The 23906-nt window shown below is 56.4% G+C and carries 23 protein-coding genes; 18 read left to right on the top strand and 5 right to left on the bottom strand.

Annotated features, from left to right (window positions below; genetic code table 11):
* The first annotated feature begins 205 nt into the window (after window positions 1-205).
* From LNA76_RS14910 to LNA76_RS14880, 7 genes are all read left to right on the top strand, one after another.
* Complete coding sequence (locus LNA76_RS14910; RefSeq protein ID WP_230019356.1) at window positions 206-1318, top strand: ABC transporter substrate-binding protein; 1113 nt, start codon at window positions 206-208, stop codon at window positions 1316-1318.
* Window positions 1315-2094, top strand: a complete 780-nt coding sequence (locus LNA76_RS14905; RefSeq protein ID WP_094197932.1) for an ABC transporter permease — start codon at window positions 1315-1317, stop codon at window positions 2092-2094. The genes LNA76_RS14910 and LNA76_RS14905 overlap by 4 nt, the downstream gene beginning before the upstream one ends.
* Window positions 2087-2788, top strand: a complete 702-nt coding sequence (locus LNA76_RS14900; RefSeq protein WP_230019355.1) for an ABC transporter ATP-binding protein — start codon at window positions 2087-2089, stop codon at window positions 2786-2788. Before LNA76_RS14905 ends, LNA76_RS14900 begins: the two co-directional genes overlap by 8 nt.
* Complete coding sequence (locus LNA76_RS14895; RefSeq protein WP_108728436.1) at window positions 2785-3228, top strand: CopD family copper resistance protein; 444 nt, start codon at window positions 2785-2787, stop codon at window positions 3226-3228. Before LNA76_RS14900 ends, LNA76_RS14895 begins: the two co-directional genes overlap by 4 nt.
* 23 nt (window positions 3229-3251) lie before the next feature.
* The gene (locus LNA76_RS14890; RefSeq protein WP_230019354.1) at window positions 3252-5360 is read left to right on the top strand and encodes a TonB-dependent receptor family protein; all 2109 of its coding nucleotides are present in this window, start codon (window positions 3252-3254) and stop codon (window positions 5358-5360) included.
* A 449-nt stretch (window positions 5361-5809) separates the two neighbouring features.
* Complete coding sequence (locus LNA76_RS14885; protein ID WP_230019353.1) at window positions 5810-6016, top strand: hypothetical protein; 207 nt, start codon at window positions 5810-5812, stop codon at window positions 6014-6016.
* 69 nt (window positions 6017-6085) lie between these two features.
* Window positions 6086-6505: a helix-turn-helix domain-containing protein gene (locus LNA76_RS14880; RefSeq protein WP_159063959.1), complete on the top strand. Its 420-nt coding sequence runs from the start codon at window positions 6086-6088 to the stop codon at window positions 6503-6505.
* Between the two features lie 142 nt (window positions 6506-6647).
* Here the strand turns inward: LNA76_RS14880 and LNA76_RS14875 are convergent, their stop codons facing one another.
* Window positions 6648-7598: a carbon-nitrogen hydrolase family protein gene (locus LNA76_RS14875; protein WP_094197927.1), complete on the bottom strand. Its 951-nt coding sequence runs from the start codon at window positions 7596-7598 to the stop codon at window positions 6648-6650.
* 20 nt (window positions 7599-7618) lie between these two features.
* Window positions 7619-8941 (bottom strand): MFS transporter, encoded by a 1323-nt coding sequence (locus tag LNA76_RS14870; protein ID WP_230019352.1) that lies wholly within the window; start codon window positions 8939-8941, stop codon window positions 7619-7621.
* Between the two features lie 103 nt (window positions 8942-9044).
* Here LNA76_RS14870 and LNA76_RS14865 point away from each other — a divergent pair, with 103 nt between their 5' ends.
* From LNA76_RS14865 to LNA76_RS14835, 7 genes are all read left to right on the top strand, one after another.
* Window positions 9045-9977 carry a LysR family transcriptional regulator gene (locus LNA76_RS14865; RefSeq protein WP_094197926.1) on the top strand — a complete coding sequence of 311 codons (933 nt, stop codon included), beginning with the start codon at window positions 9045-9047 and terminating at the stop codon, window positions 9975-9977.
* Between the two features lie 66 nt (window positions 9978-10043).
* Window positions 10044-10727 (top strand): response regulator, encoded by a 684-nt coding sequence (locus LNA76_RS14860; RefSeq protein WP_094197925.1) that lies wholly within the window; start codon window positions 10044-10046, stop codon window positions 10725-10727.
* Between the two features lie 24 nt (window positions 10728-10751).
* Window positions 10752-12158 (top strand): sensor histidine kinase, encoded by a 1407-nt coding sequence (locus LNA76_RS14855; protein ID WP_230019351.1) that lies wholly within the window; start codon window positions 10752-10754, stop codon window positions 12156-12158.
* A gap of 124 nt (window positions 12159-12282) precedes the next feature.
* Window positions 12283-13275, top strand: a complete 993-nt coding sequence (locus LNA76_RS14850; RefSeq protein ID WP_094197923.1) for a Bug family tripartite tricarboxylate transporter substrate binding protein — start codon at window positions 12283-12285, stop codon at window positions 13273-13275.
* A gap of 86 nt (window positions 13276-13361) precedes the next feature.
* On the top strand, window positions 13362-13805 hold the full coding sequence (locus LNA76_RS14845) for a tripartite tricarboxylate transporter TctB family protein (protein WP_094197922.1): 444 nt from the start codon (window positions 13362-13364) through the stop codon (window positions 13803-13805).
* A complete protein-coding gene (locus LNA76_RS14840; RefSeq protein ID WP_108728442.1) occupies window positions 13802-15325 on the top strand; it encodes a tripartite tricarboxylate transporter permease in 1524 nt (507 codons plus the stop codon). The genes LNA76_RS14845 and LNA76_RS14840 overlap by 4 nt, the downstream gene beginning before the upstream one ends.
* A gap of 77 nt (window positions 15326-15402) precedes the next feature.
* The gene (locus tag LNA76_RS14835) at window positions 15403-16443 is read left to right on the top strand and encodes an AbrB family transcriptional regulator (RefSeq protein WP_094197920.1); all 1041 of its coding nucleotides are present in this window, start codon (window positions 15403-15405) and stop codon (window positions 16441-16443) included.
* Between the two features lie 89 nt (window positions 16444-16532).
* On the opposite strand, the gene LNA76_RS14830 is transcribed toward LNA76_RS14835, so the two are convergent.
* Window positions 16533-17072, bottom strand: a complete 540-nt coding sequence (locus LNA76_RS14830) for a pyridoxamine 5'-phosphate oxidase family protein (RefSeq protein WP_230019350.1) — start codon at window positions 17070-17072, stop codon at window positions 16533-16535.
* 36 nt (window positions 17073-17108) lie between these two features.
* Window positions 17109-17657 (bottom strand): superoxide dismutase family protein, encoded by a 549-nt coding sequence (gene sodC / locus LNA76_RS14825; RefSeq protein ID WP_108728443.1) that lies wholly within the window; start codon window positions 17655-17657, stop codon window positions 17109-17111.
* A gap of 188 nt (window positions 17658-17845) precedes the next feature.
* On the opposite strand from sodC, the gene LNA76_RS14820 reads away from it, so the two are divergent.
* The 3 genes from LNA76_RS14820 to LNA76_RS14810 all read left to right on the top strand — a co-directional run bounded on the left by LNA76_RS14820 (window position 17846) and on the right by LNA76_RS14810 (window position 22175).
* Window positions 17846-18352, top strand: coding sequence for an RNA polymerase sigma factor (locus tag LNA76_RS14820; RefSeq protein WP_094197917.1), 507 nt, complete (start codon window positions 17846-17848; stop codon window positions 18350-18352).
* A 78-nt stretch (window positions 18353-18430) separates the two neighbouring features.
* The gene (locus tag LNA76_RS14815; protein ID WP_230019349.1) at window positions 18431-19417 is read left to right on the top strand and encodes a FecR family protein; all 987 of its coding nucleotides are present in this window, start codon (window positions 18431-18433) and stop codon (window positions 19415-19417) included.
* Window positions 19418-19766: 349 nt separating this feature from the next.
* Window positions 19767-22175 carry a TonB-dependent siderophore receptor gene (locus LNA76_RS14810; protein WP_230019348.1) on the top strand — a complete coding sequence of 803 codons (2409 nt, stop codon included), beginning with the start codon at window positions 19767-19769 and terminating at the stop codon, window positions 22173-22175.
* Between the two features lie 63 nt (window positions 22176-22238).
* On the opposite strand, the gene LNA76_RS14805 is transcribed toward LNA76_RS14810, so the two are convergent.
* Window positions 22239-23003: a class I SAM-dependent methyltransferase gene (locus tag LNA76_RS14805; protein ID WP_230019347.1), complete on the bottom strand. Its 765-nt coding sequence runs from the start codon at window positions 23001-23003 to the stop codon at window positions 22239-22241.
* Between the two features lie 120 nt (window positions 23004-23123).
* On the opposite strand from LNA76_RS14805, the gene LNA76_RS14800 reads away from it, so the two are divergent.
* On the top strand, window positions 23124-23867 hold the full coding sequence (locus LNA76_RS14800) for a class I SAM-dependent methyltransferase (protein ID WP_094198447.1): 744 nt from the start codon (window positions 23124-23126) through the stop codon (window positions 23865-23867).
* Window positions 23868-23906 lie beyond the last annotated feature (39 nt).

The raw sequence follows: 23906 nt of genomic DNA, 5'->3' as shown, positions 1-23906 counted from the left end.
GAATTTCCATTTGATAATAGTTCTCATTATACGAATCTTCATGCCATATAGCTATCAAGGGTTTTGCCGCTGGGCTGCTCCTCAGGCAAAAAATACCCGTTCAGACAGAGGGCAGCAGGCGATAGCCTGCCACGCGCGTGGGCTGACTTTAAACCAGGCTGTTCCCAGGGTAATCGATGCTGGCGTATCGGGTAAGCATGCTGCCATGCCCCGTCTGGATGAACCTGATCTAAAAACCGGGGCACAGCTTCACGTTTTTGATGCAGTTAAGGAGCGGGTTTTGGCGCGGTTTAGCGCTACGGTGCTGGGTATTTCCAAAAGAGATGGCCGTGGCATAGTCATCCGCCGCATCTCGGGGCGTGTTTGGGCTGGTTTGCTCTTGGCCTTGTGTGTCGCAGGTGCCCAGGCCGCGCCCCGCTACGAGTCCCTGACTCTGGCTGGCCCCGCTGCGGTGGTGTCCTATCCCTTGATGCATATGGCGCAAACCCAGGCCTTGAGCCAATACACGGACAAGCTGGAATTTCGTCTGTGGCAAAACCCGGATCAGTTGCGTGTTTTGCTGGCCAAAAAAGAAGTGGATTACAGCGCCGCACCCAGCAATTTGTCCGCCTTGATGTTCAACAAGGGGCAAGCCGTCAAGCAATTGAATATCTCGGTCTGGGGGATTTTGTGGCTGGTCAGCCGAGATCCGGCGGTCAAGGACTTTAGCGATCTGGCTGGTAAAGAACTGCTGGTGCCATTCCAGCGTGATCTGCCTGCTGTTCTGCTGGATACCTTGCTGGCCAAGCAAGCCGAGCCGGGCAAGGATGCCGTGCGCTTGCGCCGTACCCGCGATGCTCAGGATGCCATTGCTTTGATGCTGACCGGGCAGGGGGATCAGGCCTTGCTGGTGGAGCCTACCGCTTCTTTGCTCTTGTGGCAGGCAGAGCAGAAGAAGGTAGATCTGCATCGCGGCCAAAGCCTGGAGCAAGCCTGGGCGGAGGTTTTCCCTTCGCAACAGGCACTGCCCCAAGCCGGTGTCATGGCTAACGTCACCGTGGCTCAGGACACCGAGCTGAATCAGGCTGTGGAGCGGGCGTATGCCGAGTCGGCCCGTTGGTGCAGTCAGCAACCGCAAGCGTGCGCCCAAATGGTTCATGGCTATTTGCCTCAGTTCCCTGTTCCGGCAATTCAAACTGCGATTGAAAAGACCCGTCTGGATAGTCGTCCAGCCAGTGAAATCCGCCCTCAACTGGAAGCGCTGTATCAATTGCTGGCGGATCAGCACCCCCAAGCCTTGGGGGGTGGTCTGCCTGCTGCCGGGTTTTATGGGCCATGAAGGTCAAGCCTCATTTGACGGCCCGTAGCTCACGCGTCTGGGGTGTTGTGGGTGTGTTGCTGATCTTGCTGTGCTGGCAGATCAGCGCCCTGTTTCTGGGGCCTTTGTTGATGGCCTCGCCTATAGAAACCGCCCGCGCGATTCCGCGTTTGATGATGTCCGGCCACTTTCTGAATGACGCTGGAGCCAGCCTCTTGCGCGTGGCAGTCGGCGTCAGTGTGGGTTGCTCCATCGGTTTTACGCTGGGGATTCTGGCGGCACATAGCCCGCGCCTGCGTGGCCTGCTGGAGCCTTTGCGCTGGCTGCTGATGGCGATCCCGCCTGTGGTGGTCGTTGTGCTGGCCATGCTGTGGTTTGGTCTGGGCTCGGGCATGGTGATTTTCATGACGGTGCTGATGATGGTGCCGGGCATGTACGTCAACACGGTCAAAGGCATGTTGCAGGTGGACCGCGACTTGATCGAGATGAGCCACGTTTATCGCTTTGGCTGGTGGCGTCGTCTGCGTCACCTGTATCTGCCTTCTTTAACGGCTCCCTTGACGGCTGCCTTGTTGATTGCCTGCTGCGGCGGTGTGCGTCTGGTGGTGATGGCCGAAGTGCTGGGCGCAGAAAGTGGTGCAGGCTATGCCTTGGCTAATGCGCGCAGCACCTTTGACAGTGCCGAGCTATATGCCTGGGTGGTGTTGATTCTGGGCTTGGTGGCCGCGATTGAATTTGTTCTGCTGCAACCCTTGCAGCGTCGTTTGGGACAGTGGCGGGAGGACAGCCATGCTTGAGCTACGCCATGTCCAGGTCCTGTTTGGACAAAAGCCGGTTTTGCAGGATTTAAGTTTCACTTTGAAAGCCGGGCAGCGCCTGGGCGTTCTGGGGCCTAGTGGTGAAGGCAAAAGCACCTTGCTGCGTTTGGTGGCGGGGCTGATCAAACCCGATAGCGGCCAGATCTGGAACCCGTTTCGTCACCCTGTGCTGGTGTTTCAGCAGCCTCGTTTACTGCCTTGGCGCAGCGTGCTGGATAACGTGCAGATTCCGCTGAGGGCACAGGGCCTGTCGGCTGCTCAAGCCAAAGAGCGTGCCATGTATTGGTTGGCTCAGGTAGAGCTGGCCGGTGTTGCCCAGTGCTGGCCGGGGGAGTTGTCTGGTGGCATGGCGCAGCGGGTGGCACTGGCCCGCGCCTTTGCCTTGCAGCCGGATCTTCTGCTGCTGGACGAACCGTTCAGTGCCCTGGACCCGGCCTTGCGCCATAGCCTGGCCCAAGTCTGCCTGCGTTGTCTGGAAGAAACCGGAGCGGCACTGCTGTATGTCAGCCATCAACCTCGCGAACTGATGCGGGTGGCCGACTCTTGCCTGCTACTGCAAAACGGGCAGGGCCAACTGTTTGAGCCTGCCAGCCCTGGCGATGCCGCTGCCCGTGAGCATCTGGCCGATTCTTTGTATGCCCAACTCTTGTCTCAGGAGGCTTTAACGCCATGACTGCCTATCCCGTGATTTTGCTGTTCCATCTGTTTGCCGCCCTGTTTTTTATTGGCACGGTGTTCTTTGAAGTCCTGATGCTGGAAGGCATACGCAAGCACGTTCCACGAGAGGCCATGCGTACATTGGAGATTGCAATTGGTGACCGTGCCCGCCGCATCATGCCCTGGGTTCTGTTGGTTCTGTACAGCGCCGGGATAGGTTTGGCCTGGCATCACCGCGCGGCGCTGGCCCATCCTTTTGATAACACTTTGGGTCTGTTCCTGACCATCAAGATTCTGTTGGCGCTGAGCGTTTTTGCTCACTTTCTGACCGCCATGACCTTGCGACGCACCGGACGCCTGAAGTCCATCCATTTCAAGCGCATTCACCTAAGCGTGTTCTGTCACATGGTCGGGATCGTGATCCTGGCCAAGACCATGTTTTATCTGCACTGGTAATTTCACTTTCTATCGAGAATACGATGTCACACGTTCCTGTATTGCGTCGGCTGACGGTCAGCCTGGCGCTGGGAGGGCTGTGGTCGGGCGCCGCCTGGGCCGAGCCGTCTACCTCCACCTTGTCTCCCATTGTCATCAAGGCGCCTGTTGGGCAAAGCGTGCTGCAGGCTGATCTGCGACAAGAGAAAGCCCGTTTGGATGCCGTGCCCGGTGGCACCAACTTGATTCTGCCGCAGCACGAAGTGCGTCTGGTGACCTTGCGCGATGCTCTGGACTATCAGCCCGGTCTGGTGGTGCAGGATTTTTTTGGTGGCATTGATCAGCCACGGCTCAATATCCGGGGTTCGGGCATTCAAAGTAATCCGGTCAATCGAGGTGTTTTGTTGTTGCAAGATGGCCTGCCTTTGAACGAGGCGGATGGCTCGTTTGTGATTGGTTTTCTGGAACCGCGTAACAGTTCCCTGATCAGTGTGCGCCGAGGTGCAAATGCCTTGTCGGCCAGTGCGACCACCTTGGGCGGTGAGCTGGATTTCCGCTCCATGAGCGGCACGCAAGGCGACACCATCAGCGTGGAAGGCGGCAGCTTTGGGCGTCTGGGTTTGTATGTGGCCAAGGGTTTTCAGACGGACGAATTCGATGGGCGCTTGGCTGTCAGCCATGATAAGGCGGATGGCTATCGCCATCACTCGAACTCCGAGCGTACGAATGTGCAGGGCAATATTGGCTTCAAGCGCGGGCAGTTCGAGAACCGTACCTACCTGTCTTATGTGGATTTGAAGTTTGATATTCCCAATGTGGTCCCGCGTGAACGTCTCTACAGCGATCCGCGCAGTGTGATGGGTGATTACGACACGCCGCAGGACAGGGCGGCGAATGTCTATAAGCGTGACCCGAATCGCAAGGCCACGCAGTTCCGCTTGGCTAACCGCAGCTATTGGGGAACGGAGGAGTTCAACCAGACCGTGGGCCTGTACTGGCAGACCGTGGACGATACTTTTACGAATCCGCAGGTGTCCTCGCCCACCAAAGGGCATACCTATGGGGCGCAATGGCAGGTAGCGGGCCGTGAAGGTAGCCTGGATTATCGCTTTGCGCTGGACTGGGCGCGCAGTGATATGGATCGTGAGCTGTACGCGGTCAATCCCGCCAATGGCAGCCGCGCCTTGTTTTTTGGGGACTATCGCCTGCGTGCTGAAAACCGCAATGCGCTCTTGGGCTTGAGCTGGAATGTGGCACCCCAGTGGACGGTGGTGGGGGATGTGAAGTACAGCCAGGCGATTCGTGACGCGCGTAATCGTTTGGGTGGCGAGACCTTGGATCAGAAATGGTCGTATGCCAGCCCGAAACTGGGCGTGGTGTGGCAGCCGTCCGAGGATTTGCGGGTGTTTGCCAATGTCAGCCGCAGTCATGAGGCGCCTACGTATTGGGAGATCATCAGTGCGCAAGTGCCCCAGCCCATGAATGTGCGTTCGGCAGTGACGGGGCTGACGGAATTGAATGTGCAAAAGGCCACGACTTTTGAGTTGGGCGGAGCCGGGCGTTTGGGTAGTGGCGAGTCGGCGGTGGACTGGTCATTGGCTGTGTATCGCAGCAATGTGAAAGATGAGCTGATGGCTGTCAGTGATGCGACGGGGGCGTCGTCGGTGACGTTCAACTATGGCGATCGCACACGGCACCAGGGGGTGGAAGCGGGTTTGAGCGGTTCTTTGCCTGCTCCGGCGGCAGGACGTTGGGACTATCGCCTGTCCTATACCTACAGCGATTTCCGTTTCCGTGGGGGCGAGTATGAGGGCAATCGCATTGCCGGGGTGCCCAAGCATTTGCTGGGGGCAGAGCTGATGTATCGCCGTGGTGGCTGGCGCTTTGGGCCGAACCTGCGTTGGCTGGCTTCGGATACGCCGACCAATCATCAGAATGTGCAAGGCACGCATCAAAATGCGTATGCCATTTGGGGCTTCAAGGTCGCTTATCAGCATGACAAGCATTGGAGTGCTTATCTGATGGCGGATAACATTTTTGATAAGACTTACGCGAGCAGTTATGTGATTCGTCGCTCGGCTTCGGAGGCGATGCCCACTTATCTGGCGGGTAATGGCAGGAGTTTCTTTGGTGGGGTGAAATATAACTTCTGATCGTTTTGATGTTTTGATGTTTTGGTTTTTGGGGATTGCTTAACGATTAGGTAGGAATTGTCTCAGTGAAGACGCCCCTCTGGCCTGCGCCGGGGCCTGGGGGCTTGAGCACTTGCCGGTGCTGCGCACCGGTCCCCTTGGCCAGAGATCAGGCAGGGCGCACCCAGAACTTACCCGGTACTTGGTCCCCCGGACCAAGTACAAGCGTCGGGTTCAAACAACTGGGTGCTTGTACCCCTGCCTGATCTCCCGCCTGCGGCAAGCGCTCTGAATCGCCCCAAGGCCCCGGCGCAGGCCAGAGGGGCTCTCAGGGAATTCATGCCTTAGGAGGGCTGACTCTGGGCTTTTGATTTGGGCTTTCATTGCGCGATGCTTTGGAGACTTCACGACTTCACGACTTCACGACTTCACGACTTTATGGCGCTGTGCTTGGGTGGCCCTAGGCCTTCATGTATCTAGACGTGGTGTCGTGTGGTTTGGTTGTTGTTGTTGTTGTTGTTGTTGTTGTTGTTGTTGTTGTTGATATGCGCCGTGCTGTGTTTTGGACGAGTGCCTCTGAACGTGTTCAGGGGCATTTTTTATGGTTTGTGTGGGCGTATTTTGTTGATCAGGATCAGTCGGGAGGGCGGGCAGGGGGCACTTTCAGAATTATCTGACAGACTGGGCTGGAGCGGGTCGGTAAGTTCATGGTTCACCGTCACCTTACATCCCTAGATTTGTCAGCCATGATGAACACGTATTTATTGACCACTGAAGATACTGATCCTCGCACATTGCCCGAGCAGGCTGTGCTGTATGCCCATCTGTTGACACGCGATGCCATGAAAGACGAGTGTGTGCGCAAGCTGGTGGCCGCACCGCGTTTTGTGCGTTCGGATAAAGGGATTCCGTATGCGGTGCTCAAGGATATGCGCACGCATCGCTGGACTTTGATTCGAGCCTGGCGCGAGTATCTGGAGATCAAGCGCGAACGCCTGGCCGGCCGGCTGGGGATCAGTGTGGCGGAATATAACGTGATCGAGAAAGGTCTTGTTCCGTTGAGCCAGGCTATGTTGGCTCTTCTGGCGCAGGGAATGGGTCTGGACGAGACGCAGTTGCAGGTGTCTACGTATCAGCCCGTGCTGGACCCGTTGGCCTTGAGCTAGAGCCAACGGGATAAAGAAGAAAGCTGTCACAGGAAAGAGTAGGCACAGAGAGCAGGCTGTACTTGGCTCTGAAGCAGGTCTGGCCCCATCACGTCAAAAGCGCGATGGGGCCGGTTTTTTTGAGGTGCGAGATGCAGTGGTTTTATTCGCCCGAGTCTTCGGTTTGCAGTTTCACAACCTGTTTGGCGCGGGTGTCGACATGCAGGGAGAAGATGTCAGGGCGCGAGTAGTGGCCGTAGACGTCAAAGTCCAGATTGGCCTGTTTGAGTAGGTCCATATCCAGCTCGGCGTACAGTTCGGTTTCTTCGTCAAACACCGGGCCGGCCAGCACTTCGCCGGTGGGGCTGACGATCATGCTGCCGCCGTGCATGACGTAGCTGTCTGGCGCAAATTCGCCGGGTAGAGCAAACTCTTTCTGGAAGGATTCGGGGTAGTTGTTCAGGCGGATAGCCTGGCAGGCGGACAGCACAAATACACGGCCTTCAACGGCGATGTGAATCATGGAAGAGGCCCAGGTGGGGCGGTCGTCTGCCGTGGGAGTGCAGTACAGCTCGGTGCCTTGGGCATACATGGTCTGACGCAGGGCCGGCATGTAGTTTTCCCAGCAGATCACCTTGCCGATGCGACCCATGGGAGTATCGACGGTACCCAGGGTGGAGCCATCGCCAAAGCCCCAGACCAGACGCTCCTGGCCTGTCGGCATCAGTTTGCGGTGGATACCCACCACGCCTTGGCCGGGAGCCAGTGTCAGCGCGGTGCAGTACAGGGTACGGCCCATTTTTTCGATCACACCCATCACGGTGTACACACCGGTTTGAGTGACGGCATCGGCCAGTGCTTCCAGCTCAGGGCCGCCCAGGGTGACGGCGCCTTCTACATACATCTGGTAGAGGGCCCGGCCCTCGGGACGACGGTTGCCGATGACGCTGCCAAAGCTGATGCCTTTGGGGTATCCCCCCAGAAAGGCTTCAGGAAAGACAGCCAGGGTGGCGCCGTTGGCAGCCACGCGCTGCAAGATGGCAGCGGCTTTTTCGACACTGCTGACAGAGTCAAACGGGATGGACGCCGCTTGTATAACAGCAACTTTGCTCATAACTAGCTCTCCTTTAAAAGTCAGCCTGCGGACAAGTCCACGTTTTTGGTTTCGGGCAGGCGGGTATACAGGATCAGGAAGCACACCAGGGATACGGCAGCCAGGTACCAGGCCGGTACGTTCGGGTTACCGGTGTACTGGATCAGGGCAGCGGCAATGAAGGGGCCTGGGCCGGCCAGCAGTGCCGACGAGACGTTGTGACCCAGGGCAGCGCCGGTGGAGCGGATCGAGGCCGGGAATACCTCTACCAGCAGCACCACGTTCATGACGGCGGAAATGGCGACTAGAAAAGCCAGGATAGTCAGGCTCAACAGGATCAGAGCCGGTTTGCCGGTATTCATCATGAGAAAAATCGGGTAGGCCATGATGGTCAGGCCAGCGGCGGCGAACAAGGCCAGTTTGCGACGACCGTAGTGGTCCGAGAAACGGCCGACCAGCGGGTGCAAAATGCAATACACCACCAACGCGGCGCTACATAGCCACAGAGCGTTTGTCTTGCTCATGCCCAGAACGGAAACCAGGTGGTTATTGGCGTAGGTGATGAAGTAGTACAGCGACACCAGAAACAGCGCGGAGAACGCAAAGGACAGTACAAAGGCGTTGAACTTGTCCTTGGGCGAGACGCGCTCCAGGGTGTTGTTGGCTTTCTTTTCCTGCAGCTCGTGGTAGATGGGGGTGTCGTTCAGTTTGCGACGAATAAACACCGCAATGAAGGTCATCACAATGGACAACACGAAAGGTACACGCCAGCCCCAGTTGTAAACCTGCTCTTGGCTCAGATTGGCGTTGATGGCGGCGGCCGTGGCAGTCCCCACCAGAAAGGCGATACCGGCCGTGAAGGTCACCACGCTGGCGGCGCTGGCGCGACGATTGGCGGGGGCGCTTTCCACCAGGAAAATACCGGCGGCCGACCACTCACCGCCCACCATCATCCCTTGTAGAAAGCGCAGAATGACCAACAGGATGGGAGCGGCAATCCCGATGGTGGCATAGCCGGGCAGCAGACCAATCAAGGTGGTAAAGACGCCCATGCCAAAAACGGTAATCATCAGCACGGTCTTACGGCCAAAACGGTCGCCAATGGGCCCCAGAATCAGGGCGCCAAAGGGACGCGAGACAAAGCCCACCGCGAACACGGCCAAGGACGACAAGAGGGAAACGCCCGTGGCGTCAGAGGGAAAGTAAATGCTGCCGATAACGGCTGCAAAGTAGCCGTAAATTGCGAAATCAAACCATTCCATAAAGTTGCCGATACCCACGGCAAGCACTTGTTTTCGACTTAGGGCCGGCTGGCCTGGGGGGGCCGAATTGGCATGTGAAGGGGCGATGGTAGCAGTGCCCATAGAGGTCTCCTCGAGCGGGGCAGATAAATACCTGACCCTTATTGTGGTTGTGGGTGATTTTTAGTCTAATCAAGCCAAATAATTATTCAAACTAATTAGAAAAATGGCTTCAATTAATATTGCTAATATCAGGCGCGTGGATTTGAACCTGCTGCTGGTGTTTCAGTGCTTGATGAACGAGCGCAGCGTCACCAAAGCCGCCAATGCCTTGTTTCTGACCCAGGGTGCGGTCAGTGCGTCCTTGCGCAAGTTGCGGGTGGTCTTTAACGACGAGTTGTTCACGCGTGGCTCGCACGGAATGACGCCTACGCATCGTGCCTTGGAGATTGCCCCGCAGATATCCGAAGCCTTGAAAAGCATTTCGGCGCTGGTCACCTCCGATCAAGAGTTTGATCCACGACGCTCCAGTCGGGTTTTTCGTATTGCCTTGTCTGACGATCTGGAAAATATGCTGGCCAAACGCATGATTCGCATGGCTGACGAGCAGGGCTGGACGATCGGCTTTTCTTTCTATCAAACCAACAGCTATTTATGGCCGCAAAGCATGCAAGAGCATGGGGCGGATCTGGCGATCTGTTCCAGCCCCAAATTCCTGAGCACCATGCATAAGTCCCAAGTGCTGTTTCCTGCCTCGTATATCTGCATATACGATAAGGAGTCCATCCAGTTTTCGACGCCTATTAGCAAGCAGGAGTATCTGCATGCCCATCATGGACGCGTGTCTTTTGATGGCTTGCGAGGTTTTGTGGATGAGCTATTTGATGCCGAGCGTCTGCAGCGCAAGGTCAAGGCCTCGTTCACTCATTTTTCCGGCGCGATCAACGCGATTATTGGCAGCCCTTTGGTGCTGACCATGCCTGATTACGCCGCCCGCTCTTTTGCCGAGTGCAATAGCCGCCTGGCTGTCTCGCCCGTCCCGTTGCGTGTCCCGTCGTTTGTGGTGTCCATGATTTGGGATATCAACAAAGAGCACGATGAGCAAAGTCGCTGGTTACGTCGTTTTGTACTGGAGCTGACCGAACCCATTAGCGCGTAAAGCGCGGTCAATAAGGTCCAGCGGCGTACTATTGCTTCTGTTCTGTTTTCTTTTTTACTATCCGCCATGCGAATTTTATTGATTGAAGACGAGCCTGACTTGGCCCTGTGGCTGACCCGCAGCTTGCAAAAGAAAGGGTTTTCGGTTGAGTGGTCCAACGACGGGATGGTGGCCTATCACCGTCTGCAGGTCGAGGAATTTGATGCGCTGGTTCTGGACTTGGGTTTGCCGGGCATGGATGGGCGCGCCTTGCTGGCCCGCTTGCGCTCGGAGGATAACCGTACTCCTGTGTTGATTCTCACGGCGCGTGATTCTTTGCAGGAGCGGGTAGAAGCGCTGGAGTGTGGTGCCGACGATTTTCTGCCCAAGCCGTTTCGTATTGAAGAGCTGGTGGCCCGCGTCAACGCCTTGATTCGTCGTAGCCGTGGCAAGGACAAGCCCCGTATGGCGTGTGCCAGCCTGGTCTATGACTTGTCCACACAGCGTTTTACGCTGGACGGTGCGCTCTTGTCCGTGTCACCGCGTGAGGCCGAGGTATTGCGCATTCTGGTGCAGCGTAGTGGTGAGCCTGTGAACAAGCAGTTCATTTTGGACCGGCTCAATGAGAAAGATGAAGATGAAATCAATATCGAGGCTATCGAGGTGCTGGTGCATCGTTTGCGCAAAAAGCTGCAGGCCTCGGATGTCCACATCATTACCTTGCGCGGCATAGGCTATTGCCTGGAGCCGGTCAGCGAAGATGAACCGTAAGTTCATGTCTTTGCAGGAGCCTCTATGGCCTTGAGCAGTCTGCGTCGCACTTTGTTGGTCATGCTGATTCCGGCGGCCTTGCTGACTTCGGCAGTGTCCCTGTTCATTTCCAGCATGACACTGAAAGATCAGGTCAATGCGGCGTTTGATCGGGCCTTGGCGGGGGCGTTGAAATCCATGTCGGCCAATTTGATGACGATTAGTGGTGGGCTGGCCATGGAGCAGTCCTACTACATGATGGAGTTCATGGAATACACCATCAGCAGTCAGGTGTATTTCCGGGTGGCCACCGAAGATGGTTTGTCGGAAATAGGGTTTACCGGCATGCCTTTGCCGCCGGGCAGGCTGGTGAGCAATCAGCCTGTTTTTTATGACGCGCACTATTTGGGAGAGCCTTTACGTATTGCGGCGGTGGCGCTGGAGTCGGATGGGCGGCTGCAGACGTATCAGGACAGTCGTGTCTTGATCCAGGCGGGCGAGAATTTGAGCGAGCGTGACGAGTTCATCCGTAAAGTCATTATTCAGAATCTGATTCAGGATGTGGCGGTTCTCAGCCTTTTTACTGTGCTGATTTTGGTGGGGACCTTGCTGGCGTTGCGCCCTTTGCGCAAGCTGAGCGCAGAGGTACGGTATCGCTCTCCCGATAATCTGGAGCCCATCAGCGAGGCCAGCCTGCCCCGAGAAGTGCGTCCCTTGGTGCAGACCATTAATTTGCATATGGATCGCTATGCGCGTAAGTCACGCGAGCAGCAGCAATTTCTGGATGATGCTTCTCACCAGTTGAAAACGCCTTTGGCCGTTTTGCTGACTCAGGTGGATTTTGCCCTGACCCTGGCCAAGACAGAAGAAATGAAAGAGGTGCTGGAGGCGATTCAGTCGCGTTTGAATAATACGGCCCAGATGACGCATCAAATGGTGGCCCTGTCGCGGGTGCGTGATGCGGCTGATCAGTTGCGCAGCCGTGCTGCCCTGGGAACAGTGGATCTGTGTCAGCAGGCAGGGTTGGTGGTTGACGAGCTGTGGAGCCTGGCTCGATCGCGTCGTCAGGATCTGGGGCTGGATGTCCCTTCAAAGCCGGTGCGAGTGGCGGGAGAGGCTTGGCTGTTGCAGCAGGCCTTGAGCAATATCGTCAGCAATGCCATCAAGTACTGCCCACGGGGTGCTCGCATTACCGTGTCTGTCAGGCAAGAGGGCGGAATGTGTTATCTGCAAGTGGAGGATGACGGCCCGGGCATGAGTGCAGACGATATGGCCAAGGCGGGCCATCGCTTTCGGCGGGGAGAGGCGGGCAAGGCTTTGCAGGGTTCGGGGCTGGGTTTGGCGATTGTGCAGGCTATCGCTCAAATTCATGGTGCTCGCATGAGCTTGCAGGCTGGGCCACAGCAGCGCGGCTTGATCGTGCGTTTGGCGTTTGAGACGCTCAAGCATTGATCTTTTAATCTAGGGTATACCCTTGAGATTGGCGGTTTTCAGGGTAATTGAAAGCTAGGCGAAAGCTTCGCTCCGGTAAGGTCGCAACCATTACAACGACGACGATCATCCAGGAGGCGATCCAATGACTATTCACACGAAACTACGGGTGCTGCTTGCGAGCAGCATTTTGGGCCTGAGCAGTTTGAGCGGTGTACATGCCCAGCAACCGTCCAAACCTGAGTGTATTGCTCCGGCCCAACCCGGTGGCGGCTTTGATTTGACCTGCCGCGTGGCCGTCAACGGTTTTCTGGAAACCAAGTTGCTGGAAAATGCCATGCGCACCGTTTACATGCCCGGTGGTGTGGGAGCGGTCGCGTATAACCACATCGTGGCTCAGCGCCCAGGCGACGGCAATGCGATTGCTGCCTTCTCCGGCGGCTCCTTGCTTAATCTGGCGCAGGGCAAGTTTGGCAAGTATTCGGTAGAAGATGTGCGCTGGCTGGCATCGATAGGTAGTGATTACGGTGTTGCTATCGTACGTAATGACTCACCCTATCAGGATCTGAAGTCCTTGATGGAGGCCTTCAAGGCTGACCCGAGCAAAATCGTGTTGGGGGCGGGCGGGTCTGTTGGCGGCCAGGATTGGATGAAAGCCGCCTTGACAGCGCGTGCCGCCGATGTGGATTTTCGCAAAATGCGTTTTGTCGCGTTTGAAGGCGGTGGCGAAGCCATCACAGCGTTGCGAGGTGGTCACGTTCAGGCCTATATGGGTGATGCTGCCGAGGCACACACGATGTTGGAAGGGGGGGCTCCCATCCGCGTATTGGCTGTGTTCAATGACAAGCGACTGGACGGTGCCTTGGCTGATGTTCCTACTGCCAAAGAGCAAGGCTTTGATATTGAATGGCCGATTATTCGCGGTTTTTACGTTGGTCCCAAAGTCTCTGACGAGCAGTATCAATGGTGGGTTCAGGCCTTTGATCGTCTGATGAAAACGCCTGAATTTACCCGCTTGCAAACACAGCAAGGTTTGTTCCCGTTCAACATGACCGGTTCCGAACTGGACGCCTATGTCAAACAACGCGTGGTTCAGTATCGCGAGTTGGCTGATTCTTTCGGCCTGATCAAGAAGTAAATCTGTACGGTGTTCCCCAGTCTTTTGGATCGGGAACACCGCCTTTTGCCCCGCCGTCCATGGCGGGTGAATCCGGAGATTCCATCATGACGCTAAATGATCGCGTGTTAGGCGTGGGTGCGTTGGTGCTTGCCGCCTTGATCACCGCCTTTGGCTACGACCTAGAACCCCCTTTTTCCTATGAGCCCGTCGGGCCCAAAGCCTTTCCCTTGCTGCTGGCGCTGATTATCGCCCTGTGTGGCTTGCGCTTGATGATCAAGGGCGGAGGGCAAGTGGCTGCCAATCCACCGGGTGCCAACGGCCGCATTTTGATGATGGTGGCGTATCTGGCGGCCTATGCCTGGCTCTTTCAATGGTTGGGCTTTATTGTCGCCACTACGATTATGGCGACACTGGTTGGGCGTTTGTTTGGCGGCTCCTGGAAGCAGGCCCTTATTGGCGGGCTGGCGATGGGCGTGGGCTTGTTTCTGTTGTTTGACCTGGGCCTGGATGTGGTTCTGCCGTACGGCATCCTGGGAGAGTGGCTATGAGCTCTATTCTTGACTATTTAAGTGTCGGTTTTGGTGTTGCGTTCTCTGCCCAGAATCTGCTGGTGGCCGCTATTGGTGCTTTTATTGGCACCATTGTGGGCGTTTTGCCGGGGCTGGGGCCTATCAACGGCGTCGCCATGCTGGTGCCTATTGCGTTTGCAATGAAATTGCCGCCCGAGTCTGCCTTGATTTTATTGGCGGCCGTGTACGTGGGTGCTGAATATGGTGGACGTATTACATCCATCTTGATCAATGTGCCGGGCGAAGCAGCCGCGGTCATGACGACATTGGATGGTTATCCGCTGGCACGTAAAGGCATGGCCAGTGTGGCCTTGTCTTTGTCCGCTTTTGCGTCTTTTATCGGTTCCACGATTGCCATTTGCGGGATTGTGCTGCTGGCCCCCATGCTGGCGGGTTGGGCGGTTGCATTCGGTCCTGCCGAGTATTTTGTACTGATGGTCTTTGCCTTTTGCGCCTTGACCAGCTTGTTGGGGGATGAGCCTGTCAAAGGTATCCTGGCAGCCATGGTGGGCCTGTTCATCTCTACGATTGGGGTGGATGCGAACTCGGGGGTGTACCGATACAGTTTTGACATTCCGAACCTGGCAGACGGTATTGATTTTGTCGTTGTTGTGATCGGTTTGTTTGCTGTGGCCGAGATGCTGCAGATGCTGGAGAACCTGCTGGGCGGTGTGTCGATTGAGGTGCCTAAAAGCAAACGCAAGCTCTTTAATTGGCGAGAGTTGCGCATGACGTGGTGGAGCACCATACGCGGGGGCGTGATGGGCTTTTTTATCGGTATCTTGCCCGGTGCCGGGGCCAGTGTGGCTTCAGCAGTAACCTACGCTAACGAGAAAAAATACATCGAAGGCAAGGACCCCAATGCCATGTTTGGGCAGGGCGATTTGCGAGGCCTGGCTGCGCCCGAAGCGGCCAATAACAGTGCGGCAACCGGCTCCTTTATTCCCATGTTGACGCTGGGTGTGCCCGGCTCGGGCACGACAGCGGTCATGATGGGGGCTTTGACGCTTTACAACATCACGCCGGGGCCAGCGCTGTTTGAGTCGCAGCCACAGATTGTCTGGGGCTTGATTGCCTCCTTGATGGTCGCCAACGTCATGCTGTTTCTGATGAACGTGCCTATGGTGCGGGTATTTGCTTCCATGCTGGCGATTCCTCCGCGCTTGTTGGTGCCGGGTATTTTGGCGATTAGCTATATCGGTGTTTATGCCATCAACGGCACGACGTTTGATCTGCTGTTGGTCGTCGGTATCGGTGTCCTGGGCTATTTCCTGCGTAAGATGAATGTGCCTATGGCGCCCATGGTGCTGGGCGTGGTTCTGGGCAATATGATGGAGCAGAATTTGCGTCGTGCGCTCTCTATTACGAATGGCGAAATCGGTATTCTGTTCGAGAGCAACATTTCCATTGGCTTGTGGATCGCTGCTGTTTTAGTTAGCGTAGGTCCGATCGTGTTGCGTCGTATTACGGCCCGCAAGCAAGGACACGACAAAATATAATGAGGTGGCCCCCACCGGTTGGGTGGGGGATATTGGGAGGGAGAGCCAGGCTGCGGCCTGGTCTTGTCGTGTTTGTTATGGCTAACTGGTTTCGAATTGCCCTAGGTTTTGGCGTGGCCTTGATAGGGGCCTGGGTGGCTGCTTGGCTGAGTATGCCCTTGCCCTGGATGTTGGGTGCCTTGATCCTGACGGCGGCCACAAAAATGGCCGGTAGTCCGGCCGCCTGCATGCCGCTGGCGCGTAACGCAGGGCAGTGGGTTATTGGGGCCTCTCTAGGGCTTTATTTCACCCCCGCCATGGTTCACCTGATTGGCAGCAATGCCGTGTTCATTGTGATGGGCATGGTGTTTGCGCTGATCTTGTGCTGTATGGGTGCCTTCATGTTGACTCGCTTTGCCGGTACGGACCTGCGTACGGCCTGGTTTGCCAGCGCGGTAGGGGGGGCCAGCGAGATGACAGGGCTGGCGGAGCGTTACGGCGCACGCCCGGATCTGGTTGCCTCTGCACATGGCCTGCGGGTGTTGATGGTAGTGGTGATTATTCCCTTTGCATTCGAGGCCTTGGGTTTTTCGGGTGAGCAGGCCGGGGCGGTGGTCAGACCCGACTTTCTGAACTTGCCCGGTCTGGCTCTTTTGGTGCTCTTGAGCAGTGCCGCAGGGTTTATCTTTCAAGTGTTGCGCCTGCCCAATCCCTGGGTGTTAGGGCCGTTGCTGGTGGTGGCCATCCTGACGTACAAGGATATTGTTTTGTCGGGCTTGCCGGTAGAAATTTCCAACCTGGGGCAGTTGTGCATTGGCTGGGCTTTGGGTGATAAGTTCGGCCCGGATTTTTTCCGTCGGGCACCCCGTTATCTGGGCGTTGCCGCCGTCAGCAATATAATCAACCTGGCCTTGGCATTTGGCTTTGCCTACGGCCTGTATCGGCTGTCTGATATTGCCTACCCGACTTTGGTGCTGGGTGTCAGCCCTGGCGGCATTGCAGAGATGGCCATCACCGCCAAAGTCCTGCAGTTGGGCGCGCCTATGGTGACCTCTTTCCAAGTTGCTCGCATGGTATGTGTGCTGGTGCTGACCGGGCCTTTGTACACGCGCATTGCCCGGCTTCTGGAAGGACGTTGACCGAGGGGGAACGCCTGCATCCCCCAGACTGCCAGCAAAAGCCCGGCGCAAGGCCGGGCGTCAGGTTTCAGTGAACAAGCAGGCTACATTCAACGATCTGGTTGGGTGGCAGGGCTGATTTTGCCGTGCTCCCCCATTTCTGTCAGTTGCTCACCCATCAGGGTTGCTTTGAGCATCTTGCCTGCCTGGGCCAGCTTGCCTTCACGCACGCTCCAGTACTCGGCACTGTCTATCTGTACGCAGACCAAAGCAACATCCGGATCGGTAATGCCTTCTTCAAACCAGGCCTCGACCAGCGTGTTCCAGAAGCGCTCCTTTTGATTCATGGAGTCCACAACGCTGGCCATGCCCGAAACCGACACATAGGTGTCAGTTTTGGGGTCGGCGTAGCTGACGTTGACATGAGGGTTGACCACCAGATTGTGAACCACCTTGCTGGACCTGGCCATGAAGAACCAGAGCTTGTCGTGCTCAACGTCCTCCTGTCTTGAACCCATCTTGGCCTGTTGCGTGGTCATGGGCCAGGCATGAAGCTGGCCGCCCTCCGAATGGGTAACGAACATCGCAAAGCGAATGTCCTTGATCATCTCTTGCAGTTGTTCAAAGGAAGATTCAATCATTTCGTTCATGGTCTCTCCTTGAAAAAGTTAAAGGGATGAAGGCGCTTACTTGATCACTCCGCAAGCAAAACGTCCGGCACCGCCGCCCAGTGGTGCAGGGTGATCGGAGTGGTTGTCACCGCCTTCGTGGATCATCAGGGCTCGGCCCTTGATCTGATCCAGGGACTTCAGGCGCGGAGCCAGAACGGGAGTGCTGGCACTGCCGTCGGCCTGAACATACAGGGCGGGCAAATCACCCAGGTGTCCATTGCCCCATGGGAAACCGTGCTTGCCGGTCTTGTTAGGGTCCAGATGGCCACCGGCTGCCCCGGCAGGCGTTACCTTGCCGTCTTTCTCGCTGGGCGCGCAGCTGGCGTTCTCATGTATATGGAAACCATGTACACCGGGTTTGAGATTCTTCAGATCTGGTGTGAAAACCAGACCGTGTTCAGTCTGCCGAACGCTGACCTGGCCGATTTGCTCGCCAGCACCGCTTTCGGTAGCCAGGTTCATGGGAATAATGACGTCCGCCAGTGACGGGGCCGACAAGGCAAGGGTGGCGCTGACGGTGGCCAAGGCCATTGCGCATCGCGCTTTGAGGGAAGAAAAACGCATAAGGCTGATTCCTTTGCTTGATAAACAAGGGTTAGAACAGCCTAGCATTGTCAGCGCGATATGCCGTTAAGAGACGTTTCTCTTTGTCAGTAAGACGCGGATTTCACACCGCAGGGACTTTTCTATATCTAAATGAGAATTATTGTTAATATTATCGCTTCATTCGACATTCGTCTCTTGCATTTGCCATGTCCCGCCGACCTTCGCCCAAGAAAGGCTGGCTCGCTCACTACAGCGGGCTGATCGGCTCGTGGGCGAAGCGCAGTTCCTTGCCGCAGGACGCGGAGGATGCCGCGCAGGACTCCATTGAAGGCTTGCTGCGCGGTGAACATGCTGCGGCACTGAATCAAAAAGCCTATCTGTATCGCAGTGCGCAAAATCAGCTGATCAGTGAAATCCGCCGCCAGTCGCGCCATGACGTGGTGCCCTTGCATGATTTGCGCGAGGAGGAGCACCCGGTAGACCCTGGCCCGGAAAGTGATCTGCGCATGGAGCAGCTTAGCCAGGCGTTGCGGGAGGCTTTGCAGGAGCTGCCCTTGAAGTGCCAGCAGGTGTTTTTGTGGAACAAAATAGAGGGCTATACGCAAAAGGAAATTGCAGAGAAGCTGGATCTGACATCCAGCTCGGTGGAAAAATACATGAAGCGGGCATTACGGCATCTTCAGAAAAAGTTACAAAACTATGCCCCTCATTGATTCCGGATTTCCTTATGCATAAACGTCTTATCAGTGAAGGGCACGGTTTTTTGCCCTGTGTCCCTGGCGACGCGAGCCATGCCTAAAAACGACAAGCCCACCCCCTCTCATCTGCCGCAAGAGCAAGCGCTGGACTGGTTTTCCAGAGAGCAGCTCGGTGAGCTGACGCTGCAGGAGCGGCGTGAGCGGGATGCGTGGTTGGCGCAGGATCCGGCCAATGAGCGGGAGTACCGTTCCTTGCAGCAGGTCTGGCAGGTGGCGGACCATCTGCCCATGGACGAGATGCGGGAGATCATGAATCGTCCGGCGCAAGAGGAGCCCAACTTCGCGCGTCGACGCTGGGTGTTGGGTACAGGGGCGACGTTTGCCACGGTGGCTGCCGGGGCCTGGTTCAGTCGTTCGATGTGGGCCGAGACACCTGTGTTTACCCAGCGCGTGCTGACGGCACGCGGTGAGCGTAAGCAACTTGAATTGCCGGACGGTTCGCGTCTGGATTTGAATACGGACACGGAAGTGAACATCGCGTTTTATGCGTCGCGCCGTAGCGTGGAGTTGCTGCGGGGCGAGGCCTTGTTTGCGGTGAAGTCCGACAAGAATCGACCCTTCTCCGTAGACGCGGGCCAGGCGCAGGTGCTGGTTACCGGCACGCAGTTCAATGTGCGTCGAGAGGCTGAAGGTGTCACCGTGGCGGTGCGTGAGGGTTCGGTGCAGCTTTCTATGGGTCCGTGGTGGCGCAGGGATCGGGTGATGTTATCGGCCGGGCAGGTATCCGGCGCGGTAAACAACAAGGTGACGCCTTTGGGGCAGGAGCGTGTGGAAGCGATTACGGCCTGGCAAGAGGGGCGCATCGTGTTCCGTGATGTGCCTTTGACGACGGTGGCGCAGGAGCTGAGCCGCTATCTGGATCACCCTTTGCGGGTGGCAGACTCACAGATCGCCAAGCTGCGCATTTCGGGCACGTTGAGTATTGAGGAGCCAGCAGCGGCGCTGGACATCCTGCCGGACATTGCGCCAGTCCTGGTGGCGCGACAGGCGGATGGCAGCGCTTTGCTGATGGCGCGTTAAGGTTTCGGCTCGTTTTACGCTTGACTGCAAGCAGCAAGCAGCAAGCAGCAAGCAGCAAGCAGCAAGCAGCAAGCAGCAAGCAGCAAGCAACGAACCGTGAAGTGCGGACGGTGAATAGCGACTCGGAGTCGAACCATGTTGTGCTGTCGAGTCCCGTCGCCAAGCAAGTCATGCATCACTGACGATACATTTTGTATCAAAAAGAGCAGTGAGAATCATTCCGGAAAATTTTTCGCTACGGCGTCTTACTTATGGGGGCCTGCTTTCCAGACCGGAAGCAGACTGGCCCATAGCCTTGGCCAAGGGCGTCTGCGCACCGTGCGCGTACTTATTTTTTGGAACTCTGTTCATGCTGGACACGCAAGCTATACCCTCCGCCGCCGCGCGTCGGGGTACGACATCGATTGGTCTTAATGCCCTCGCACTCTCTCTTTTTCTGGCTATTGGTCTGCACGCACCCCACGCTTGGGCGCAGGAAACGCCGGTGGCGATCAGCATTGCCGCGCAACCCTTGGAGGCCGCGCTGGAAAAGCTGGGTGCTCAGGCCGGCTTGCAGATTTTCTATCTGCCGGATGCGGTTAAAGGCATTACGGCTCCCCCTGTGTCCGGCAGTCTGACGGCAGATCAGGCTTTGAGCCGCTTGCTGGCAGGAACGGGCCTGGAGTTCCGACGTAACGGCAAGAACGTGTCCCTGACCCGTCCGGTGCAGGGCGAGACTACGCAGCTCGCGCCAGTGCGCGTGGTGGGGCGTGACCTGTCTACCGAAGGCTCGGGTTCTTATGCCGTGCAGGCGACTACGGCGGCAACAGGCCTGCGCCTGTCGCCACGCGAGACACCGCAGTCAGTCAGCGTGGTGACGCGTCAGCAGATGGAAGATATGAATCTGACTACGTTGGGTGAGAGCTTTAAGACCGTGACGGGGATTGCGACTTCCATGTCGGATATTGACCGCACCGATATTCATTCGCGTGGGTTCTATATCGACACTTACCAATACGATGGGGTGTCCATTGCCACGCAGAATGACTTCTTTGGCACTTCCAACTTTGATCCCATTCTGTACGACCGTATCGAGATAGTGCGTGGTGCGACCGGCTTGATGACGGGTGCCGGCAATCCGGGGGCTTCGGTGAATATCGTGCGCAAGCGCGCGACCAGCGATGTGTTTACCGGCACCGCTTCTGTTGGCATAGGCTCCTGGGACCATCACCGGGGCACGATTGATCTGTCCACGCCCTTGAACAAGGACGGTACCGTGCGTGCTCGCGTGGCAGGGATGATGGAGGAGCGCGACTCGTATATCGACCGTTACCACACGCGCAATCGTGCCTGGTTAGCGACCGCGGAAGCAGATCTGACACCTGATACCACTGTGCGGGTTGGGGTAGAGCATCAGGCCAAACGTCCGACGGGCGTGACCTGGGGCGGTCTGCCTACCTTGGATAACAAGGGTGGGGATCTGGATTGGCGGCGTTCTTTCAGCATCGGTGCGGATTGGACTCGCTGGGATACGACCAGCAATACTTTCTACGCGGGCATTGATCATCGTTTTTCCAACGGCTGGTCCTTGAAAGCCAATGTCAGTCGTCTGGAAAGTGAGTACGACTCCAAGCTGGTGTATTTGATGGGACACCCTGATCCTGTCACCGGCTTGGGCATGACTTCCTTGCTGAATAACTCGCATCAGGAGTTCGATCAGAACAGCGCGTCGCTGGAACTGAGCGGGCCATTTGAGGCCTTTGGGCAGGAGCACGAGGCTTTTGTGGGGGCGATGGGCAGCAAGTCCAATTACCGCTATGGCAACCACGCCCCACAAGGCAATACGCCAGTGGGCAATATCTTTGAGTGGAACGGCTCCTATCCTGAACCGGTATGGGGTGATTTCCAGCCGCTGGGCGAGCAGGAAACGCGTCAGAATGCGGTCTATGGTGCCCTGCGCTTGTCCTTGAGCGATTCACTGAAGCTGATTGTGGGGGGGCGACAAACCAACTGGAGGCGCGAGTCCGGCAATGACACCATGAACCATCATGTGTTCACGCCGTACGCTGGCCTGTTGTACGACTTCAACGATAACTTCACGGCTTATCTCAGCTACACCGATATTTTCCAGCCACAGACCTATCGTGACGCCAGTGGTGGCTATCTGGACCCGGTGCAGGGCAAGAGCTACGAGCTGGGCCTGAAATCCGAGCACTTTGATGGCAAGCTCAACACGTCGCTGGCACTGTTTCGTATCGAGCAGGACAATGTGGCCGAGAAAGATGGGGACAGGACTGTACCTGGCTCCAGCGATTTTGCTTATCGGGGGGCCAAGGGCGTAACCAGCGAAGGTTTTGAGCTACAGGCTTCGGGTGAAATCCAACCAGGCTGGCAAGTGTCTGCGGGCTTTGCGCGTAACCTGGTACGCAATGCTGAAGGCGGCCCTTTCAAAACCTCTGAGCCGCAGAACCTGGTGCATTTGCAAACTTCCTATATCGTGCCGGGTACCGAAGGGAAGTTGACAGTAGGCGGTGGTGTGCAATGGCGCAGTCATGTTTACGTAGATAGAACCGTAGCGCCAAACCTTAGCGCACGACGTGAGCAAGGTTCCATTTTGCTGGCCAACTTGATGGCACATTACCGCTTCTCGCCCAGCTTGTCGGCCCAGTTGAACGTGAACAATCTGTTCGACAAGAAGTATGTGGATCTGACGGAGGACTCCCAGGGCTTTTACGGCGCGCCGCAGAAGATCATGCTGACGATGAAGTACCAGTTCTAAAACAAAAGCCCTGGTCGGGTGCCAGGGCTTGATATTGGTATGGCAAAGCAGGGGCCTGCGGAATCAGGCCTCTTCTTCTACCTCTTCCACGGACAGCAGCTCCTGATGGTCGAAGTACAGATTGCAGCTGACGACGGGCGCGGACTCGTCGGCCTGTGTACGTAGCTCCAGACAATCGCCGCACAGATAAAGATCAGTCAGCAGGGCAGGCTTGCCATTGATCCAGATTTTCCCGCTGACATCCTGATAACGCTGCTTGAGCTGCAAGCGGTAGTCCGTTCCGTCCAGGCCTTCCCACTCCCATTCACCTGCAACTCGCGCTGGCACAATCCATTTGTAGATTTTGATGCCGCCTACATGCAGGATCTCGTCGGCTTCCCAATCCCCCATATCAAAGGCGTGTGACACAATGCGCGCACCGGGTCGCAGCTCCTGCAACAGGCGCGGGCGCAGGATGGCATTGATGGTGTCCATCAAGTACAGCGTGACGATAGTGGCCTGGCTGAAGTCTGCGGTAAACAGATCCTCTTCCACAAAGTCCACCAGATACTCCACACCTGCATGGCCAGCATGCTCCATGGCGTCGGCAACGCGCAGCGGGTCCAGTTCTATGCCGATGCTGGTGCAGCGGTATTTTTTGGCGGCGGCAATGACAATACGCCCATCGCCACAGCCCAGGTCATACAAGATGTCCTTGTGCCCGGTCTGAGCCAGTTGCAGCAGGGTGTCGATGACTTGGTCATCGCTGGGGACGAAGGGGACGTCCAGAAAGATGTCAGGTTCCACGATGGAATGGTCGTTGAGGTCGTTAATCAGTTCTTTGAACAATAGCGGTCCTTATCAGCGGCGTTAAGCGAAAATTCGTTTAAATTCGGCTATCTATAGTTTAAACGACGACAAAATAATTAAAAATTCGCTTTTTGCGTGAATATGGACGATTATGAGTCTATGTCAAACTCATATGGCTCGACCTCATCCACGCCCGCCAAGTTAACAACCCGTATCCAGCATATACGAATCTCGTCCAGAGAATCGTTACGTATTCGTTCCTTGGCCGATCACATGCAATACGCCGACCCGTTGGGACACGCACAATCTTTGGGGATAGGCTCGGCTGTCTGGCCCTTATTCGGTTTGCTATGGCCATCCAGCATTCAACTGGCGCGCAAACTGAAAAACCGTCCGGTTCGGGAGGGTGAAAGCATTCTGGAGTTGGGCTGCGGTTTGGGTCTGACCAGTTTGATGATGCATAAACGTGGCGCAAACATTCACGCCAGCGATTGTCATCCTATGGTGCCGCATTTCTTGAAGCTGAATCAGGCGTTGAACGGTTTGTCCGATTTGCCGTATGTTCATGCGCAGTGGGGTGAGCAGTCCTGCCCCGATTTGCTGGCTTCCTTGGGCCTGATACCTGCCAAGCAGCGTTACGATCTGATCGTGGGTAGCGACCTGCTTTATGAAGGCAATACACCCGTTCAATTGGCAGAGCTGGTCAATCAACGTGCGAAAGAGCAGGCCGAAGTCTGGCTGGTGGATCCGGACCGGGGGCATCGCAATAAGTTCACCCAGGAAATGGAGCACTACGGCTTTGAGCTGGTACGGCAAGTGTGTTTGCGTGACCGGCCTATCTTCACGCCCGAGGGCAAGGAGTTGCCTTACAAGGGTCGCTGCTTGCAGTATCAGCGGGGCTAGGCACTGAGGAAAGCGTTCTGGGTTACTTGTGAATGCGGA

This window comes from Alcaligenes sp. MMA (assembly GCF_020907215.1).
GTDB classification, from domain to species: domain Bacteria; phylum Pseudomonadota; class Gammaproteobacteria; order Burkholderiales; family Burkholderiaceae_B; genus Alcaligenes; species Alcaligenes aquatilis.
The sequence above is the reverse complement of the archived record's forward strand: the minus strand, read 5'-3'. Positions and strand labels throughout refer to the sequence as shown.

What these genes read in the sequence shown, in the direction of transcription:
- LNA76_RS14910 (WP_230019356.1), top strand. Translation starts at nt 206, where the DNA reads ATGCCCCGTCTGGATGAACCTGATCTAAAAACCGGGGCACAGCTTCAC.
- LNA76_RS14905 (WP_094197932.1), top strand. Translation starts at nt 1,315, where the DNA reads ATGAAGGTCAAGCCTCATTTGACGGCCCGTAGCTCACGCGTCTGGGGT.
- LNA76_RS14900 (WP_230019355.1), top strand. Translation starts at nt 2,087, where the DNA reads ATGCTTGAGCTACGCCATGTCCAGGTCCTGTTTGGACAAAAGCCGGTT.
- LNA76_RS14895 (WP_108728436.1), top strand. Translation starts at nt 2,785, where the DNA reads ATGACTGCCTATCCCGTGATTTTGCTGTTCCATCTGTTTGCCGCCCTG.
- LNA76_RS14890 (WP_230019354.1), top strand. Translation starts at nt 3,252, where the DNA reads ATGTCACACGTTCCTGTATTGCGTCGGCTGACGGTCAGCCTGGCGCTG.
- LNA76_RS14885 (WP_230019353.1), top strand. Translation starts at nt 5,810, where the DNA reads ATGTATCTAGACGTGGTGTCGTGTGGTTTGGTTGTTGTTGTTGTTGTT.
- LNA76_RS14880 (WP_159063959.1), top strand. Translation starts at nt 6,086, where the DNA reads ATGATGAACACGTATTTATTGACCACTGAAGATACTGATCCTCGCACA.
- LNA76_RS14875 (WP_094197927.1), bottom strand. Translation starts at nt 7,598, where the DNA reads ATGAGCAAAGTTGCTGTTATACAAGCGGCGTCCATCCCGTTTGACTCT.
- LNA76_RS14870 (WP_230019352.1), bottom strand. Translation starts at nt 8,941, where the DNA reads ATGGGCACTGCTACCATCGCCCCTTCACATGCCAATTCGGCCCCCCCA.
- LNA76_RS14865 (WP_094197926.1), top strand. Translation starts at nt 9,045, where the DNA reads ATGGCTTCAATTAATATTGCTAATATCAGGCGCGTGGATTTGAACCTG.
- LNA76_RS14860 (WP_094197925.1), top strand. Translation starts at nt 10,044, where the DNA reads ATGCGAATTTTATTGATTGAAGACGAGCCTGACTTGGCCCTGTGGCTG.
- LNA76_RS14855 (WP_230019351.1), top strand. Translation starts at nt 10,752, where the DNA reads ATGGCCTTGAGCAGTCTGCGTCGCACTTTGTTGGTCATGCTGATTCCG.
- LNA76_RS14850 (WP_094197923.1), top strand. Translation starts at nt 12,283, where the DNA reads ATGACTATTCACACGAAACTACGGGTGCTGCTTGCGAGCAGCATTTTG.
- LNA76_RS14845 (WP_094197922.1), top strand. Translation starts at nt 13,362, where the DNA reads ATGACGCTAAATGATCGCGTGTTAGGCGTGGGTGCGTTGGTGCTTGCC.
- LNA76_RS14840 (WP_108728442.1), top strand. Translation starts at nt 13,802, where the DNA reads ATGAGCTCTATTCTTGACTATTTAAGTGTCGGTTTTGGTGTTGCGTTC.
- LNA76_RS14835 (WP_094197920.1), top strand. Translation starts at nt 15,403, where the DNA reads ATGGCTAACTGGTTTCGAATTGCCCTAGGTTTTGGCGTGGCCTTGATA.
- LNA76_RS14830 (WP_230019350.1), bottom strand. Translation starts at nt 17,072, where the DNA reads ATGAACGAAATGATTGAATCTTCCTTTGAACAACTGCAAGAGATGATC.
- sodC (WP_108728443.1), bottom strand. Translation starts at nt 17,657, where the DNA reads ATGCGTTTTTCTTCCCTCAAAGCGCGATGCGCAATGGCCTTGGCCACC.
- LNA76_RS14820 (WP_094197917.1), top strand. Translation starts at nt 17,846, where the DNA reads ATGTCCCGCCGACCTTCGCCCAAGAAAGGCTGGCTCGCTCACTACAGC.
- LNA76_RS14815 (WP_230019349.1), top strand. Translation starts at nt 18,431, where the DNA reads ATGCCTAAAAACGACAAGCCCACCCCCTCTCATCTGCCGCAAGAGCAA.
- LNA76_RS14810 (WP_230019348.1), top strand. Translation starts at nt 19,767, where the DNA reads ATGCTGGACACGCAAGCTATACCCTCCGCCGCCGCGCGTCGGGGTACG.
- LNA76_RS14800 (WP_094198447.1), top strand. Translation starts at nt 23,124, where the DNA reads ATGTCAAACTCATATGGCTCGACCTCATCCACGCCCGCCAAGTTAACA.